This is a genomic window from Nocardioides alcanivorans, from assembly GCF_021555175.1.
Lineage (GTDB): Bacteria > Actinomycetota > Actinomycetes > Propionibacteriales > Nocardioidaceae > Nocardioides > Nocardioides alcanivorans.
On record NZ_JAKGRW010000019.1, the window covers coordinates 16,579 to 33,115 of the forward strand.

At 69.1% G+C, this 16,537-nt stretch carries 16 protein-coding genes; 2 read left to right on the top strand and 14 right to left on the bottom strand.

Annotated features, from left to right (window positions below; all coding sequences use genetic code 11):
- Positions 1-42: 42 nt before the first annotated feature.
- The 12 genes from L1066_RS10355 to glmU all read right to left on the bottom strand — a co-directional run bounded on the left by L1066_RS10355 (position 43) and on the right by glmU (position 13,686).
- Positions 43-936 carry a sortase domain-containing protein gene (locus L1066_RS10355; RefSeq protein ID WP_235736249.1) on the bottom strand — a complete coding sequence of 298 codons (894 nt, stop codon included), beginning with the start codon at positions 934-936 and terminating at the stop codon, positions 43-45.
- On the bottom strand, positions 933-3,524 hold the full coding sequence (locus L1066_RS10360) for a hypothetical protein (RefSeq protein WP_235736250.1): 2,592 nt from the start codon (positions 3,522-3,524) through the stop codon (positions 933-935). Before L1066_RS10360 ends, L1066_RS10355 begins: the two co-directional genes overlap by 4 nt.
- Entirely contained in the window at positions 3,521-5,152 is a 1,632-nt protein-coding gene (locus L1066_RS10365) for a phosphate ABC transporter substrate-binding protein PstS (protein ID WP_235736251.1), read from the bottom strand. The genes L1066_RS10360 and L1066_RS10365 overlap by 4 nt, the downstream gene beginning before the upstream one ends.
- Positions 5,149-6,330, bottom strand: coding sequence for a phosphate ABC transporter permease PstA (gene pstA, locus L1066_RS10370; protein ID WP_235736252.1), 1,182 nt, complete (start codon positions 6,328-6,330; stop codon positions 5,149-5,151). The genes L1066_RS10365 and pstA overlap by 4 nt, the downstream gene beginning before the upstream one ends.
- 1 nt (position 6,331) lies before the next feature.
- A complete protein-coding gene (pstC, locus tag L1066_RS10375) occupies positions 6,332-7,339 on the bottom strand; it encodes a phosphate ABC transporter permease subunit PstC (protein ID WP_235736253.1) in 1,008 nt (335 codons plus the stop codon).
- A gap of 162 nt (positions 7,340-7,501) precedes the next feature.
- Positions 7,502-8,128: a lytic transglycosylase domain-containing protein gene (locus L1066_RS26600; protein WP_235736254.1), complete on the bottom strand. Its 627-nt coding sequence runs from the start codon at positions 8,126-8,128 to the stop codon at positions 7,502-7,504.
- 173 nt (positions 8,129-8,301) lie between these two features.
- Complete coding sequence (locus L1066_RS10385) at positions 8,302-8,895, bottom strand: HAD family hydrolase (protein WP_235736255.1); 594 nt, start codon at positions 8,893-8,895, stop codon at positions 8,302-8,304.
- Positions 8,895-9,680 carry a 3'(2'),5'-bisphosphate nucleotidase CysQ gene (locus L1066_RS10390; RefSeq protein WP_235736256.1) on the bottom strand — a complete coding sequence of 262 codons (786 nt, stop codon included), beginning with the start codon at positions 9,678-9,680 and terminating at the stop codon, positions 8,895-8,897. Before L1066_RS10390 ends, L1066_RS10385 begins: the two co-directional genes overlap by 1 nt.
- Positions 9,681-9,728: 48 nt before the next feature.
- On the bottom strand, positions 9,729-10,316 hold the full coding sequence (gene pth / locus L1066_RS10395; RefSeq protein WP_235736257.1) for an aminoacyl-tRNA hydrolase: 588 nt from the start codon (positions 10,314-10,316) through the stop codon (positions 9,729-9,731).
- A 47-nt stretch (positions 10,317-10,363) separates the two neighbouring features.
- The gene (locus L1066_RS10400; RefSeq protein ID WP_235736258.1) at positions 10,364-10,984 is read right to left on the bottom strand and encodes a 50S ribosomal protein L25/general stress protein Ctc; all 621 of its coding nucleotides are present in this window, start codon (positions 10,982-10,984) and stop codon (positions 10,364-10,366) included.
- A 224-nt stretch (positions 10,985-11,208) separates the two neighbouring features.
- On the bottom strand, positions 11,209-12,189 hold the full coding sequence (locus L1066_RS10405; RefSeq protein ID WP_312007497.1) for a ribose-phosphate diphosphokinase: 981 nt from the start codon (positions 12,187-12,189) through the stop codon (positions 11,209-11,211).
- A gap of 99 nt (positions 12,190-12,288) precedes the next feature.
- A complete protein-coding gene (gene glmU / locus L1066_RS10410; protein ID WP_235736259.1) occupies positions 12,289-13,686 on the bottom strand; it encodes a bifunctional UDP-N-acetylglucosamine diphosphorylase/glucosamine-1-phosphate N-acetyltransferase GlmU in 1,398 nt (465 codons plus the stop codon).
- Between the two features lie 44 nt (positions 13,687-13,730).
- Here glmU and L1066_RS10415 point away from each other — a divergent pair, with 44 nt between their 5' ends.
- Together L1066_RS10415 and L1066_RS10420 are read left to right on the top strand one after the other, a co-directional pair.
- On the top strand, positions 13,731-14,492 hold the full coding sequence (locus L1066_RS10415) for a hypothetical protein (protein WP_235736260.1): 762 nt from the start codon (positions 13,731-13,733) through the stop codon (positions 14,490-14,492).
- Positions 14,471-14,767: a hypothetical protein gene (locus L1066_RS10420; protein WP_235736261.1), complete on the top strand. Its 297-nt coding sequence runs from the start codon at positions 14,471-14,473 to the stop codon at positions 14,765-14,767. Before L1066_RS10415 ends, L1066_RS10420 begins: the two co-directional genes overlap by 22 nt.
- Before the next feature lie 38 nt (positions 14,768-14,805).
- On the opposite strand, the gene L1066_RS10425 is transcribed toward L1066_RS10420, so the two are convergent.
- The gene (locus L1066_RS10425) at positions 14,806-15,078 is read right to left on the bottom strand and encodes a DUF6752 domain-containing protein (RefSeq protein ID WP_235736262.1); all 273 of its coding nucleotides are present in this window, start codon (positions 15,076-15,078) and stop codon (positions 14,806-14,808) included.
- A complete protein-coding gene (locus L1066_RS10430; RefSeq protein ID WP_235736263.1) occupies positions 15,075-16,487 on the bottom strand; it encodes a class I SAM-dependent methyltransferase in 1,413 nt (470 codons plus the stop codon). Before L1066_RS10430 ends, L1066_RS10425 begins: the two co-directional genes overlap by 4 nt.
- Positions 16,488-16,537: the final 50 nt, after the last annotated feature.

A 16,537-nucleotide genomic window follows, 5' to 3' on the forward strand; every position in this document is an offset into this window, starting at 1 on the left:
CATTGCTTCTGGGTTGGTGGGAAAATCGGGCTCGGCCTGCTGTCAGACCAAGTTGGGCAGCAGCCGCATGGCCGCGTCTGTGGTGGCCCAGGTGAGCGCGCCGGCGATCGGCGCCGCCACCACCCAGGTCAGGACTGCAGACCACCGTTGACGAGCGACGACGGTGGCGATGGTGAGCAGGACGAGCAGCGCCATCAGCAGCACGAGGCGGGGCAGGATGCCCGGGTCGGTGCCCATGGCGCGCTCCTCGTCGTTGACGGCACCGAGGCGTCCACTCGGCGCGGGGAACCCTTCCTTCGCCTCCGCGTCGACGTAGACGACCTCGCCTCGGCTGAGAGCATCGAGGCGCCCCCGCCCCTCGGAGGTCGCCAAGGTGAGCCGCGCGGCTCCGGCCGTGGCGGGCGCCGGCAGGAGGTCACCGGCTCGCCGTACGCCGATCACCGCGAAGTCGACCGTGCCCTGAGCGCCATCGACCCTGATCCGGTCCCCCGTCCTCAGGTCGGCGATCTCCTTGAACGGCGCGCCGTAGGTGCTGCTGCGGCCGTAGACGACCGAGTTGCCCACCTGTCCGGGGAGCACGGTGTCGCGTCGATGTCCGGGACCGGCCAGGAGGTCACCGGAGGTGGTGCCCTCGACTACGACCTGCTCGAGGTCGAGGGCTGGGATGGTCAGCAGGCTCACCGGCGTGCCCTGCGCCACGATCGGTCCGACCGGCGCCGTTGCCGCCGCCATGTCGGCTCGCAACTGGTCGTACAACACCGCCTGCTGGCGCTCCTGGGAGACCGTCGCGAACACGAAGACGTGGCAGACGAACCACAACGCCAGTACTCCGACCATCGTCAACGCCGTGGAGAGGAGTCGCAGCGACTCCTCGTCGCGTGGTCGACCCCGCTCCGGGCCGGCCGGACGCTCCACCGCGATCAGGGTCTTGCTCACCGCAACCTCCGCACCCGCACCAGGACCCGGATCCCGGTGGAGAGGAAGCCTCCGAGCAGCGCCAGACCGAGGGCGAGCGGCAACGCGACCCGCGCCAGGTTGGAGCTGGCGTCAGGTGTGGCCACGTCGGAGCTGGCCGTCGTGGTCGTCGCTTCCACAGGTGCCTCGGTCGTGGCCTCGTCCGGCGGGTCTGCGACCGACGGATCCTCGACCTGCTCGGGCCTGGAGTCGGGCATTCCGTCGTTCCCGGGGTTGTCCGGCTCCGACTTCTCGTCGGGACTCTTCGCCGTCTTCTGGGCCTCGACCGCGTCGGCAACCTCCTGCGCACTTCGGTACAGGCGCGCGGTCACGCCCGTCTTCTTGATCGGGAGGTAGCCGGCCGGGAGCTGGCCGTTGCCACGACCGGGCCGCTGGCCCTCGGTGCTCGAGATCCGGATGAACTGGGCCACCGTCTTGGACGTGGCCTTGTCGGCGCCCGAGGTGCGAGCGGCGGTGTAGACCACCATCGTGCCCGGGTAGGCGCCACCGTCCTTGCGCACGGCCGCCTGCTTGAGCTCGAACGGTTCCATCCTCTTGGCCTGCTTCGAGATCTTGATCGCCGCAGCGATGGACCTGTCGCTCGGTACGACGTACCTGCCCCGCTTGGTCTGCAGCGCTGCCTTGCGCAGGCCGAACCGTTCGGCGTCCCCCAGGGTGACGATGCCGAGGACGAAGCGGGTCCCGAGTCCCTGGCGGTCGACGCGGCCGAGCTTCCAAGGGTCGTTGACGGTGGAGCGTTCACACCGGGTCTGCACGTTCGGCCACGCGTCGAGGACCGACTCGGCGACCTTGCGCAGCGTCGACACAGGGGCTGCCAGCTGGGTGAAGTAGGGCGACGGATTCTGCTGCAGGCACTCCTGCTCGCTGGCCGGGACGTACTCGTCGAGCAACGGCCACTCCCGCGTGGGGAGCGGGATCGACTTGTAGGACGGGTTGACGACCATGCCCCACTTGTCGGCCTTGCCCTCGACGAACGCCTTCGCTTCGGGGTCTGCCTGGATGTAGGAGGTCACCGACTCGATCACGTCCGACGACTCCGAGAGTGACAGGAGGGTCGCTCCCGCTTCACGCGCAGTGAGGTCGAGCCCGGGGTTGAGTTCCTGGAACTCGGGGTCGAGGTTGATCGACAGCGGGTTCTTGCCCATCCCGGGATGGCCACGGCCAAGGTCTGAGCCGAGGTAGGACTGGGTGAGCAACTTGGCCAGCAGTCGAGCGTTGAGTCGGAGGTTGGGGTACTCGCCCGCGTTGTCAGGGCGATCGACCGCATAGCCGATCGCGAAGCCGGTGATGGCCGTCGGTGCGTAGCCCACCGGATCGGTCCCGCTGGTCTCCCGACGGCCCGAGACGAGCGCTGCGGCACCATCGCCAGTCTCCATCAACTTGAATCCGGCCTCGTCGGGCATCCGGTTGTGCTGGAACTTGAAGCGCTTCTCGTCGAGGCAGTACGCCGGCGACCACTGCAACGCCGCCTGGGAGAGGAGCTCCGAGCCGTAGAAGCCGACCGGCGCCCGGGAGTCCTGGATGTCGCAGGTGTCTGCCGGAAGCCCGAAGCTGATCGGGAAGGCGAAGCGGTTGCGCCAGTTCGACTCCGACCACCACAGCTGCGGGGAGACAGCCAGGTCGATGCCCTGCTTGGAGAAGTTGCTCGAGCCAGGCAGCCATTTGCCCTGCCGACGGCACTCACGGTCGTCGTCCAGGCAGCTGATGCCCATGATCGGGATGACCACGATCGAGCAGGCGACGGAGGACGAACATCCCAGCGACTCGTTCTCCACGTCGGAGCGGACCTCGAAGTTGACGCTGCCCCGTCCCGACGAGTCGGTGAAGCCGGCCACCTCCGCTGGCGGATAGGCGGCACCCACCGCTGCCTCCGGGGGCATCGTCTCGGCTGTGCACGCGAGGTACTCCTTGCCCGTGGCCGCCGCGAAAGGTGTCAGCCGCGAGGAGTACCCGGCCGGATCCGCGCACTCCTCCGACGGGAACGGCGCCCGACCTGACTTCTCGGCGCGATCCACCTCGTCGGCGTACAGGTCGTGGCGCCAGACTGCGGTGCGCTCGACCGAGGTGAGGCTGCGCTGCTGTCGAGTGGAGGTCCAGCAGGTCTCCGGGCGCAGCTGCTGGTCGGCGGGGAGCGACGCGTCATCGACACCGCGACACTGCAGCACCACGACCGGGTACTCCTGGCTCAGACCGTTCTCACCGTAGGGGTCGGCGGCGCGAGCGCCGCTGGGCCGGGCCCCGGACCAGTGGACACGCACTCGTTCACGGCCCCGCAACTCGTCGTTGTGGCTCAGCGAAACGGTGACCTCACGCGTGTCGACGACCGACTCCTCACCGCCGTTGACGAAGACCCGCTCGAGCGTCGCGCTCCTGGTCAGCTCGCCGGCGGTGACCCGCGTCGGCGCGGCGATCGCGACACCGGAGGTGGCGGAAGCAGAGGACGCCACGATCGCCCCCGCACCCAGCAGACCCGCCAACGTCAGCGCGACGGATCCCCGCCACAGCTTCTCCGCCATCGGTACGCTGCGCCCTGCTCCTGCGTTCCTCACGGCGTCCCCCTCAACGCGCGTCGGCGCAGCCAGACCCCGGCCAGGCCGGGCAACATCACCAGCGCGAGCAGTTCGGCGACGGCGACCCAGCCGAAGAGCTTGCGCTCGGCCTTCCGGTCGGCGCTGACCTCCATCGGATTGGCAAAGACCTCACTCGCGGCGGTGCTGCCGGGCGCAGTGCTGACCGGCTCCCCGGTCTCCGGGTCGACCTGGGGCGGCGCATCCGTGTCAACGGTCGTGTCGGGGTCGCTCTGTTCCCCGGGGGCCGCGACATCGTCAGCCTTCTTCTCGCTGTCGGCGGGCGCGTCCTCGGTCGACGGCTCGCCGGTGCCCGTCCCGGTCGAGCACGGGCCGGCACCCTGCTTGTCGCAGGCCGCCGGCATCGGCGCGATCTTGGCGAGGCGGTTCTCGTTGAGCTTGCCGGCGACGAACGTGGGATTGTTGCAGCTGGCGACGCTGCGGTTCTTGGCGTCCACTCCCGAATCGGCCTTGGCCAGCAGGTTGAGTTGTTCGAACCCTGCCTGCACCAGGTTGAGCGGCAACGGTGAGTAGCCGTAGTCCCCGGCCTTCGACTGGCCCTCGCACAGCGAGTAGTACATGAAGTCCATCAGTGTCTGACGCTTCGCCGTGGTCATTCGCCGGTCGTCGGCCCCCGTCGGCAGGATGAGGTAGGAGTAGGACGACAACGGATAGGTCCGCGGGTCCTTGGCACGATAGACCTCGTCGAGGATCTGGGTCAGATACATCTGCGAGCCCTTGTCGGTGTTGATCCGCGCCTTCGTCAGCGCCACCGCGACGTTGTAGCGCGTCGGCTCGACGTAGTAGCCGCCCTTGTTGAGCACCTTCACGACCGGGTAGTTCTTGTTCACCGGGTAGGAGTACTCGACATACGCGATCGCTCCGTTGCCGGAGAAACCGGAGACGGTGTTCATCACCTGGTCCGAGCCCGAGGGCGCCTGCATCTTGCCCTTGCGTGGGTAGTACGACGTGTAGCCCGCGCGCCCGTTGTAGGCGCGCCACAGCGACGGGTACTCCTTGTCGAGCCACGTCGTGAACTGGGCGGTCGTGCCGGAACCGTCGCCACGGACGACCGGGATGATGTCGAGGCTGGGCAGCGCTCGGCCATTGTTGTCCTTGGTGATCGCGGGGTCGTTCCAGTTGGTGATCTGGTTGGTGAAGATCTTGGCGATCGTCTCGCCGGACAGGCGAAGGTTCTTCACCATCTTTCCGCCGACCTTGATCTGGTAGGTGAACGCCGTGCCACCCGCCACGATCGGGATGTAGGCGTAGTCACGACCGTTCGCGTTGTCGGCCGCTCCGAACTCGTCGACACCCGGGTAGGGGATCTCGCTGATCCCGAAGTCGGTCACGTTCTGTGCAAAGTTCTTCCGACCGGTCGATGAGCCACCACCGCTGTAGGTGACCTTCATGCCGCTGGCGTCGACGTCCGCGATCCACTGCTGGACGATGTTCTCCGACCACGTGGAGCCAGATCCCTCGATCTGCGCGTAGGCGACCCGGGCCGCCGTACGGCCGTCGTCGGGCGCGAGCGCTGCCGCAGCGATCGGCGCCATGAGGGTGAGCAGGGCTGCGAGCACCGCCGCCAGGTTGCGGAGAGGGCGGATCAACGGGTCCTCCTGAAGGACGGGACGAGGCCACCCAGGCGGTGACGCAAGCGGGTGCGATTGCTGCGGGGACGGGCCAGCAGGCGGGCGATCACGAACAGGACCAGGACGAGTCCCAGCAACACGGTCGCCGCGGCGAAGGCGCGAGCCTCGGCCATCGGCTCACCGCTGCGGACGGTGCTGAAGATGTAGAGCGGCAGCGAGTTCATGACGCCGTCGGTCGGGTCGGCGACCAGGAACATCGCGGCTCCCGAGGTGAGCAGCACCGGCGATGTCTCGCCGACACCACGAGCGACGCCGAGGATCAACGCGGTCGCCAGACCTGGCCGAGCAGTGGGGAGTACGACGTGCCACACGGTCCGCCAGCGACTCGCGCCGAGCGCCAGGCTCGCCTCGCGCAAGTTGCCGGGCACGACCCTCAACACGACGTCGGCAGCGCGGGCGATGATGGGCAGCATCATCACCGCGAGGGCGAGAGCGGCAGCCAGACCCGACTTGGGCACGCCGAGCGCGACGATCAGGACGGCATAGATGAAGAGACCGGCCACGATGGAGGGAAGCGCCGTCATCGCCTCGACGACGGTGCGCACCACCTTGGCGAAGCGGCCGCCGACCTCGGTCATGAAGACAGCGGTGCCGATGCCCAACGGCACCGTGATGGCCACCGCGATGCCGATCTGGATCAACGAGCCGACGATGGCATGCAGCACCCCGCCCTGGGTGAACGGGTCGCGCGGGCCGGTGCCCGCCATGTCCTCGGTGAAGAAGTTCCAGTGCACCAGGGGCTCCCAGCCACGCAGCACCACGAAGACGATGATGCTGACCAGCGCGAACCCGACGATTCCTGCGGCCCCGGTGATGAGTGCCTCGACCACTCGGTCGGTCACGTCGACCGCCCTGCCGGTGAGGGCGGTGGTGAGAGCAATCATGAGCAGTCCGCAGACGAACCAGGTGATGGCGAACCAGGCCGGTCCCGTCAGCGGGAGCAGGCGGGCCGTGATCACCCACGCCAGCGCCAGCGCCGCGACCCAGGAGCCCCACCGCACCGCGCGATCATCCAGGTTGGGTTTGCCGAGACCGATGATCGGGTGCGGCACCCGATCACCTGGCGGGAGGGTGGGGATCTCCGTGGTGCCGGAGGTGCCCGGGGAGCGGGTGGGTTCCGAGGCGGCCACAGCCATGTCAGGCCTCCGCTCCGGCCCCGGAGCGGCTCCGGTTGACGACGATCGCAGCGAGGGTGTTGATCACGAGCGTGATCACGAAGAGCACGAATCCTGCGGCAAGCAGCGCCGAGAGCTGGGCCGGGCTGGCATCACCGAAGCGGCCCGCGATGAGGGCGCTGATGGAGTTCGTGCCCACCTCCAGCACGCGGAACTTGAGGTCGAAGGCCGGGGAGATGATCAACAGCACCGCGATCGTCTCGCCCAGGGCGCGACCGAGTCCGAGCATCGTGCCGCCGATGATGCCGCCGCGACCGAAGGGCAGCACCACCGCACGGATGACGCCCCAGCGGGTGGCGCCGAGCGCCAGCGCGGCCTCCTTCTCTCCCGGAGGCGTCTGTGCGAAGACCTCGCGCATCACAGCGCAGGCCATCGGGAGCACCATCATCGCGACGGCGATGCCGGCGCAGAACGCGCTGGCGACATAGCGGTTGGACTGCCACACGGCGGCGTCCGCATCGGCCTCGACCGCGAAGATCGGGATCCAGCCGAGGTGTTGGTGCAGCCAGTGCGCGAAGGCAGCTGCGTGCGGCATGACCAGGAAGAAGCCCCAGAGTCCGTAGACGATGCTCGGCACTGCGGCCATCAGGTCGACCAGTGACACCAGCGTCGCCTTGAACCTCAACGGGGCGTACTCGCTGATGTAGAGCGCGGTACCGAGCGCGAGCGGGAAGGCGATCACCAACGCCACGACGGCGATCGAGACCGTGCCAACCAGCACCGATCCAATGCCGAGCACATTCGCTTCGGGCTCCCACGAGGTCTCGGTGAAGAAGGAGAACCCGAACCGCTTCAGGGTGGGCACTGCCTGCCAGGCAAGGAAGACGCCGATGCCACCGGTGATCACCAGGACCGTGGCGCCGACGGCAGTGGCACTCCACTCGAAGACACGGTCTGCGCCCGTTGGGCGCCGAGACAGGCGACGTGGCGTCACCTCGTGGGCGGGCAGTTCGGTGCGAAGGATGGTCACGCGTCCGGGCTTCTGACTGGTCGTTAGCCCGCATCGCGACGATGGACGAGCCTGGAGCGTCGACGCCCGAACACCGACGCGCACACCATGCCCACCACCGACGACAGGTCGGTGCGACTCAGATGAACTCCCCGGGAACAGCCGGGCAGCAATGGGGGTGGCTCAGTCGGAGACCCGGTCGGCGTACGAGGTCGCCGCCCGGAAGACCGCGTCGGCGTACTCCACCGAGCGGTTGTAGGAGAGCACTGCGTTGCGCCAGCCCTCCCCGGTCGTGAGGTCGGCCCCGCTCGCGCACAGATAGCGAGCAGCGGTCCAGGCGGCGTCATCGAGGTCGTGCGGGTCGACCACGCCGTCGCCGTCGGCGTCGGTGCCCCAGCGCTCCCACGACTCGCTGATGAACTGCATCGGCCCGACCGCACGGTCCCATCGGGCGTTGCCGTGCCACTGCTTCGAGGCCGGGGTCGCAGGGATGGCCGCATAGGGCCCCTCCCCGTCGAGCACCGGCCCGAGGATCCGTGAGCTCGGCACGCCGTCATCGCCCAAGGTGCGGCCACCGATGGTGCCGTGGTGGGACTCGTTCCAGCCGACCCCGGCGAGGGTGTTCCACCCGATTCGGCAGTCGGGCAGTTCCCGTCCGGCCAGGATCGCGGCGCGCCCGTAGGCCCGCATCGCCGGCACCGGAATGCCCGTCTGCTCGCTGGTTCGCTTCACCCAGGCCGGGTCGGGTTGCACGATGTCACCCGTGCTCTGGCCGTACGCCGGCGCGACCGGCGCGACGGTCGGTGGCACCTGCCTGGCTATCACTGCGGAAGGGGCGCATCGGAGCCGCCGCGGAAGGCCCACACCGCCATCGCCCCGGCGATCACGAGCGCACCGAGGAGAAGCACTGCCGCGAGTGCGCTCGCCGCGATCGCACTCCCCGGTTCACGCCGGCAAGTGTAGGTGGCCGGCCAACGCCTCCGTCACGGCTGTGGGACGACCTGGCGCCGGAGTCTGGCCAGGCCCTGCCGGTGGTGCCAGGTGATCGCACGCATGCCGATCCCGCGTGCGGCTCGGGTGTTCGTGGTCGAGTCGTCGACGAAGACGACCTCCTGCGGAGTCGCCCGAAGGGCGTCCAGCACCTTCTCGAAGAACTCCTCACTCGGCTTGGCGGCGCCGAGCTCACACGAGAAGAAGCAGGTGTCGAAGAGCTCTCCGTAACCGAGCCGGTGACGCATCAGCGCCGCCCGTTCGGGGTGCTGGTTGCTCGCCAGATGCACCTCCGCCCCGGCGTCGCGAAGCTCACCGACCCACGACAGGAGCCCCACATGTGGCTCGATCCGGCCCCAGACGTCGGCATGGACCTGCTCCGGGTCGGCCGTGATGCCTCGGCGTCGCAGGGCGTCCGCGAGGACCGGCAGGAAGTCGCCGGCGCCACGCACGGTCGGCGCCTCCTCGATCACGAGGTCGCCGAAGAGTCCGCCCGGGTCGGCGGTGTGGCCGGCGAGTACGTCGTCCCACCCACCCGGGCGGTGCTGCACCACCCCGTCCGCGTCGAGGAGGAGGTGGCGCACCATCAGTCCGTGCCGTGCTCGTTGACGAAGGCGATGATCCGATCGGCCAGCTCGGGCCGGCAGACGATCAGGTCGGGCAGGGACGTGTCGGCGCCGTTGTAGACCAGCGGCGATCCGTCGACACGCGAGCAGTGCAACCCGGCAGCGCGAGCGACCGCAACCGGCGCCGCGTTGTCCCACTGGTACTGCCCACCTGCGTGCACGTAGGCGTCTGCGAGGTCGCGGACGACCGACATGACCTTGACCCCGGCGGAGCCCATCGGGACCAGCTCGGCGTCGATCGCCTCGGCGAGCGCCTGCACGAAGGCCGGCGGGCGGCTGCGGGAGACGGCAATACGCGGCTTGGCGCCAGCCCGGTGGTCGACCTCGTCGAGACCGGGCACGACCGCGGGCTGGCCGGTGTTGAAGGTCTCGCCCAGCATCGGCTGCGCGACGGCGCCGACGGTGAGTTCACCGTCTTCCCACAACGCCACGTGGACGGCCCAGTCGTCGCGCGGCGGCTCGGAGAACTCCCGGGTGCCGTCGAGCGGATCGATGATCCACACCCGCGAGGCGCTCAGGCGGGCCTGGTCGTCGGTGGCCTCCTCGGAAAGCACCGCGTCGTCCGGGCGGTGCTCGGCGAGCAGCTGCGCGAGCACTGCCTGCGCGGCCTGGTCACCGGCATCCTTGAGCGCCTTGCCCTCGAGGCCTTCGGCACGCACCTCGAGCAGACGCTCACCGGCAACGGTGGCGAGCCAGGTGGCGAGGACGTGGTCATCGGTGGCCGCAGCGGCAGGAAACTCAATCACGGCCCAGACCATACCGGGATGCTGCGACAGCCGCAGATGCTGCTCTGGTCAGCGGTTGAACCGCTGCTGGGTGCGCTCCAGGCCCTCCGTGACGAGGCACTCGACGGCGTCGGCAGCGTCATCGATCTGGAACGGCAACTCCTTGCGCTCGGCCGACGAGTAGTTCGAGAGCACGAAGTCGGCGACCTCCTGCCGGCCGGGCGGACGCCCGATGCCGGCGCGGACCCGGAAGAAGTCACCCGTGCCAAAGGAGGAGCGCATCGACTTGAGGCCGTTGTGGCCGTTGTCGCCACCACCGAACTTGGTGCGCAGGGTGCCGAAATCGATGTCGAGCTCGTCGTGGATCGCGATGATCCGCTCCGGCGGGACCTTGTAGAACGAGGCCACCGCCTTGACCGGTCCCCCGACCTCGTTCATGTAGCTGCGGGGGCGCACCAGCACCACCCGCGGGCCGGGCACGCCGAAGCGCCCCTCGACCACGTCGGCGCGGCCAGACTTGTGGGAGCGGAAGGTGCCTCCCAGCCGCTTGGCCAGCTCGTCGTTGACGAGGTAGCCGACGTTGTGCCGGTGCCCGGAATAGGAGGGACCGGGATTCCCGAGTCCGACCACCAGCCACACGTCCTGTGCGTCGGTCACGTCCTCGGTCCTCCCGGTCCTCCAGTTCTTCCAGCGAGGGAAGAAGGTCACTCGGCCGCGGCGGCCGTCGCCTCGGCGGTGTCACCCTCGGCAACCTGCTCGCCGCTCTCGTCGCCCAGGTCCTGGTCGAGTGCCTCGGTCACGTTGACCAGCAGCAGCTCGGGGTCGGAGAGGAGCACGGAGCCCTCGGGCAGCGTCAGGTCGGAGGCGTGCACCATCAGGCCCGGCTCGGCACCCTCGATCGAGAACTCGAACGAGTCGGGAATGTTGGTGGCCTCGGCCTCGACCTGCACCGTGGTGCTGTCGGTGACCACGAGGGTGTTGCGGACGGCCTCGCCCAGGATCACGACGGGGACGTCGACGACGACCTTCTCGCCGCGCTTCACAGCGACGAAGTCGATGTGCTCGATGACCCGGCGGATCGGGTCGACCTGAACCTGCTTGGTCAGGGCGAGCTGCTCCTTGCCTTCGATCTCGAGGGCGAGCAGGGCGTTCGCGCCACCCTTCTTCAGGGCCATCGTCGTGGCGTGGGCCGGGAGGGCGATGTGGGAGGGCACCTCGCCGTGTTCGTAGACGACCGCGGGGATCTGGGCGGCGCGGCGCAGGCGACGTGCGGCGCCCTTGCCGAACTCGGTGCGGGTTTCGGCGGTGATCTTCTCGGCGGACATGCGGGTGCTCCTCGTTCGGTGATGCTTCTGGGTCGATGGGCCACCGGCTGGAGAGACACGAAACGCCGCGCTCCGTGACGTGGACGCGCGGCGCTCAAGGCCGGCCCTGTCGATCACGGAGTCCGCTGCTTCGCAGCTGCTCCTCGCCGAGGCAACCTGAGAAGTCTAGGGCCGACGGGCGACCCCGGCCAAATCGTGCTGGGCGCCCCAGCCCGAAGGCACGCTCAGGCGTGACCGTCGAACATCGAGGTGACCGAACCGTCCTCGAAGACCGCACGGATCGCCTGCGCCAGCAGCGGGGCGATCGAGAGCGTGGTCAGCTTGTCGAACTGCTTCTCCTCCGGCACCGGCAGGGTGTCGGTGATGACGACCTCGGTGGCCGGGCTGTTCTTGAGCCGGTCGACCGCCGGGTCGGAGAGGATCGCGTGGGTCGCGGCGATGACCACGCCCGCCGCGCCGTCGGCCATGAGCGCCTCGGCGGCCTTCACGATCGTGCCACCCGTGTCGATCATGTCGTCGGTGAGCACGCAGATGCGGTCCTTGATGTCGCCGACGACCCGGTTGGCGACGACCTCGTTGGCCACGTCGGTGCGTCGCGACTTGTGGATGAAGGCCAGCGGGACACCGCCGAGGCGGGCGGACCAGCGCTCGGCGACCTTGATCCGGCCGGCATCCGGGGAGACCATCGCGAGCGGCTGGTCGCCGTACTTCTCCTTGATGTATTCGGCCAGGACCGGCAACGCCATCAGGTGGTCGACCGGACCGTCGAAGAAGCCCTGGAGCTGGTCGGCGTGCAGGTCGACGGTGATGATGCGGTCGGCGCCGGCGGTCTTGAACATGTCAGCCATCAGCCGGGCCGAGATCGGCTCGCGACCACGGTGCTTCTTGTCCTGGCGGCTGTAGCCCCAGAACGGCATGACCACGGTGATCCGCTTGGCCGAGGCGCGCTTGAGCGCGTCGACCATGATCAGGTGCTCCATGATCCATTCGTTGATGGGCATGGTGTGGCTCTGGATCACGAACGCGTCGCAGCCGCGGACGGACTCCTCGTAGCGCACGTAGATCTCGCCGTTGGCGAACTCGTAGGCGGACGTCGGCACCAGCCGGGTGTCGAGCCGGTCGGCGACCTCCTCAGCAAGTGCTGGATGGGCCCGGCCGCTGAAGACCATGAGGTTCTTCTCGGTGGCTCGCTTCACTCCGGTCACGCTGGTGCTCCCTGTTGTTCGCGTGTCATTGGCGCCGGAGTCGATTGTGCCCCTTCACCCCGACGCATGGAAAACGCAGGGTGCCCAGTGAGACGACACTCACGCGTCACCCTCACGGACCTTCTTGCGTGCCTGCCAGTCCGGGAGGTTGCGCTGCGGCCCGGCGGAGACGGCCAGGGCCCCGTCGGGTACGTCGCGACGCACCGTCGTGCCGCCTCCGGTCATCGCGTCGTCACCGATCGCAACGGGTGCGACGAAGGTGTTGTTGGAGCCCGTCTTGGCACGGTCCCCGACGGTGGTGCGGTGCTTGTTGGTGCCGTCGTAGTTGGCAAAGATCGTGCCGGCCCCGATGTTGGAGTCCGTGCCGATCTCGGCGTCACCCACGTAGGAGAGGTGTGGCACCTTGGAGCGATCACCGATCTGGGCGTTCTTGGTCTCGACGAAGGCACCGATCTTGCCGGCCGCTCCGAGGGTCGTGCCGGGACGCAGGTAGGAGAATGGCCCCACCGTGGCGCCCTCCCCCACGACGGCCAGCTCACCGTGGGTGCGCACCACCCGGGCACCGGCACCGATCTCGCAGTCCTTGAGCGTGGAGTCCGGCCCGATCACGGCGTCCTCACGCACGAGCGTCGCACCCAGGAGCTGGCACCCGGGAAGGATCGTGACGTCGGGCTCGAGCACCACGTCGGCATCGATCCACGTGGTCTCGGGATCCATCACCGTGACACCTGCCAACATCGCCTCGCGTACGACACGACGGTTGAGCTCGCGGCCGAGCGCGGCGAGCTGGACCCGGTCGTTGGCGCCCTCGGTCTGCTTGACGTCATCGAGCAGGTGCGCGCCGACGGTGAGCCCGGCATCGCGGGCGATCCGCACGGTGTCGGTGAGGTAATACTCGCCACCGGCGTTGTTGTTGGTGAGGCCGCCGAGCGCCTCACGCAGGAACGCCGCGTCGAAGGCGAGGATGCCGGAGTTGATCTCGTCGATGTCGCGCTGCTCGAGGGTCGCGTCCTTCTCCTCGACGATCCCCTCCACGTCACCCTCGGCGTTGCGGATGATGCGGCCGTAGCCGAACGGATCGGGCACCTTGCCGGTGAGGATGCTGACCGCCCGTTCCGCCGCGTCGTGCTCCTCGGCGAAGGCGCGCAGGCTCTCGCCACGCAGGAGCGGGGTGTCACCGGTGACCACCACGACGGTCCCGGTCGCCTGCCCTCCCAACGCCTCGAGGGCGACCCGGACCGCGTCGCCGGTGCCGTCGAGGGACTCCTGGACGGCGAGGACCGCCTCGGGCAGGTGCTCGAGGATGTGCGGACCGACCTGTTCGCGTTGGGTGCCGATCACCGCCACGACCCGGCGCGGCTCCATCGCCCGGACGGCAGTGAGCACGTGGCCCACCATGCTCCGACCACCGATGCGGTGCAGCACCTTCATGGTCTTGCTCTTCATCCGGGTACCGCCACCGGCGGCCAGCACGACGACGGTCAGATCCTTGCTCATCACAACCGCGACCCTAACGTGCCGGTGCACGTGCTCGACTCGACTTGCGCAGACAATGGCCCCATGCCACCCGCGAGCACCGCAGACCGTCTCCTCGATGCCCAGGTCGTCTGGATGGTCGACCAACTCACCGGCGAGGACCTCCCCGGCTCATCGGTGAGGTCGTCGACGACCTCACCGAGCTCGGTCGGAAGATCACCGTCGGCGAGGCCACCGATCCCACAGCGGTCAAGGAGTTCCTCCGCACCGCACTGCAGCAGGTCCCGGCGAGCGCCGCGGCCAGCACGCTGGTGAGCGTGGCCGCAGAGGCGGCGTACGACGGTCCGGCGGCGCCCTTCACCCTCGCCGAACTCGTGCAACGCGAGCACGTGGAGCAACTGCTCACCGAGGCGTTCGCGCATCTTGACCTCGCCGAGGTGTTCCTCGACCAGATCGCGGAGAGCCCGCTCGTGGCCACGCTGGCCACCCGCTTCGTGGGCCGCTTGGTCAGCGAGGTGGTCGCCACCAACCGAGCGGTCGCCGAGAAGATCCCCGGCGTCGGCTCCCTCGTCTCGCTCGGCTCCAACATGGCCGGCAAGGTCGTCGGCGCCGCCGACAAGCAGTTCGAGGCGTTGCTCGGCGACACGGCAGGCAAGGGCGCGACCTTCGCGATGCGCCGACTCAACAAGGTCGCCGTGGAGACGCTCCGCGATCCGGCCGCGCAGCAGGCAGCACTCCAGGTGTTCGACCTGTACGCCGACACTCCCTCGGCAGCGGAGGCGACCGGCTCGGAGACCGGGAGGACGTGCACCGGATCGCCGACCTGACCCAGGAGATCGCCATCGGGATCGCGGCATCGGCACCTGCGTCGGCCCTGGTGGACGCGCTCGTCGACGGCTTCCTTGCGGTCTATCGGGAGGAGACGCTGACGACGTTGGTGGCGGACCTCGGTGGGGACCGTGACGACCTCGTCGCTCGGGCAACCGCATTGGCGACGCCGCTGGTGACCGCGGCCGTGGCCTCCGGCGAGGTCGAGCAGCTGCTCAGGGCGCGACTGGCACCGTTCTTCCACTCACCGCAGGTCGCTGCGATCCTCGGCTGAGTGGATCCTCCGCTGTTCCGACCTTGTCGGAGCTGCGCTCAGACGAGGTCCTTGCGGTACTCCTCGAGCAACGTCCGGGCCCGGGTCTCGTCGCGCTGCGCGATCGGCAGCAGCAACTCGGTGACCACGTCGGTGAGCTCGGCGATGCGTCGGTTGAGCTGACGGTTCTCCTGCACCTCGTCCTCCACCGCGCGCAGTCGCGCCCGGAGGCCCTGAGGACGGTCCCGGAGCCGGTCCACCGCCTCCCGTGCCTGGCGAAGCCGCGTCCTCGGGGCAATGGTCCGGCGGACCCGGCCAACGGTGGTGCTCATGGGCGTTCCTTCGAGTGGGTGGGTGAAGAGGTGGTCGGGGACCAGCGCACGACCATCCGGCACACGGACGGGTCCGCCTGGTCGAAGCTGTCGTGACCGGCCCGTTCCTCGAAGTGCACCACGGTGCCGCCGGCCGCTTCGATCTCCCGGCGCACGAGGTCGGGCTGGACCCTCCGGACGAGGTCCATCGGCGGCGGTGGGCCCGCTCCGGCGGCGGGGCTCGAGAACTCGAGGAAGAGCGACCCGCCGCCCCGCAGCGCCATCCGGGCAAGTCGCCACAGGTTGGCGCGCTCCGCGGCGTCGAGGCACCCGACGAGGTGCCGGGCGTAGAGATGGTGGGGCTCACGCGCCAGCACCGCACCGAGGGAGAGCACCGTGCGCAGCTCCCCCAGGATCAGCGGCTGCACGTCGATCGCAAGCTGCCGGCGTCGAGCCTTCGCCTTGACCTGACGTCGCGAGATGCGCGAGAAGTCGGCCGAGATCACCCGGTGTCCGTAGGAGGCGAAGTAGACGGAGTCGCGACCGTTCCCGGCACCGAGATCGACGACAGGGACGTCCGCACCCACCTGGTGGCGCACCCAGATGGCGAACTCGGAGCGCTTGCGCGGCACCTCGGCAGACTCGGGGCCGCCGTGGAACTCGCTCCACCGACCCATGAGGGTGCGGAAACCGCGCAGCCACCCGTCGAGGCGGCGGATCCCAGCGGTGGGATCGGCGTACTTGAACGCGGGATCCGGGACCCGCCAACCGGGGCCGTAGACGAACCTCAGCATCTCCTCCGGCCGCGCCGGAGCGGCGAAGGTGTGGCCGTGCAACTCGATCGTGGAGACGGGCAGGATCGCGGACTCCGACAACGTGCCGCTGCGGTTTCCCAGCTGGAAGAAGGTGCCACCGACCCAGAAGGCGACGAAGACGTCGATGTGGCAACGGCGCCCGTCGCTGAGCGGCAGCAGCAGCTTGATGTCGCCCCCGGACATCCGCAGGACGTCCCAACCGAGCTCGCGCATCCGGCGCTCGATCCGGTAGGACTCGGCGATCAGGTCGGCGGGTGACTCGGTGCGGCTGACGTAGCAGAGATCGGAGTCCGAGTCGTGCGCGATCATGGCGCCGTCCCGGACCGCGCCGAGCAGCATCCCGTAGTTGAGATAGGCGTCCAGCCCGCACCGGTCACGCAGGTCGTCGAGAGCACGCCCGGTGCCGACGAGGATCTCCTCGCGGATCCGTTCGTCGGTCGCCTCGAACGAACGAGCCAGGTGTCCGACCTTGTCGATGCTGAGCGGGTGACCCGAGGCATCGACGACGCTCAACAGGCCACCGCCCTCGAAGGTGACCTCACCGTCGAAGGCGGTCGTTCCCGACCCGTCCCTGACCGTGAAGCGGCCGACACCACGCAGGTGCGGACGGAGCACGTCGGGCCAGGGAGGAACCGGCCGCCGGCGGAGATCCGGCCGTCCCTGGT

Excerpts from the sequence above, each read along its gene's own strand:
- pstA (WP_235736252.1), bottom strand. The coding sequence starts at position 6,330 with ATGGCTGTGGCCGCCTCGGAACCCACCCGCTCCCCGGGCACCTCCGGC.
- L1066_RS10385 (WP_235736255.1), bottom strand. The coding sequence starts at position 8,895 with ATGGTGCGCCACCTCCTCCTCGACGCGGACGGGGTGGTGCAGCACCGC.
- L1066_RS10400 (WP_235736258.1), bottom strand. The coding sequence starts at position 10,984 with ATGTCCGCCGAGAAGATCACCGCCGAAACCCGCACCGAGTTCGGCAAG.
- glmU (WP_235736259.1), bottom strand. The coding sequence starts at position 13,686 with ATGAGCAAGGATCTGACCGTCGTCGTGCTGGCCGCCGGTGGCGGTACC.
- L1066_RS10425 (WP_235736262.1), bottom strand. The coding sequence starts at position 15,078 with ATGAGCACCACCGTTGGCCGGGTCCGCCGGACCATTGCCCCGAGGACG.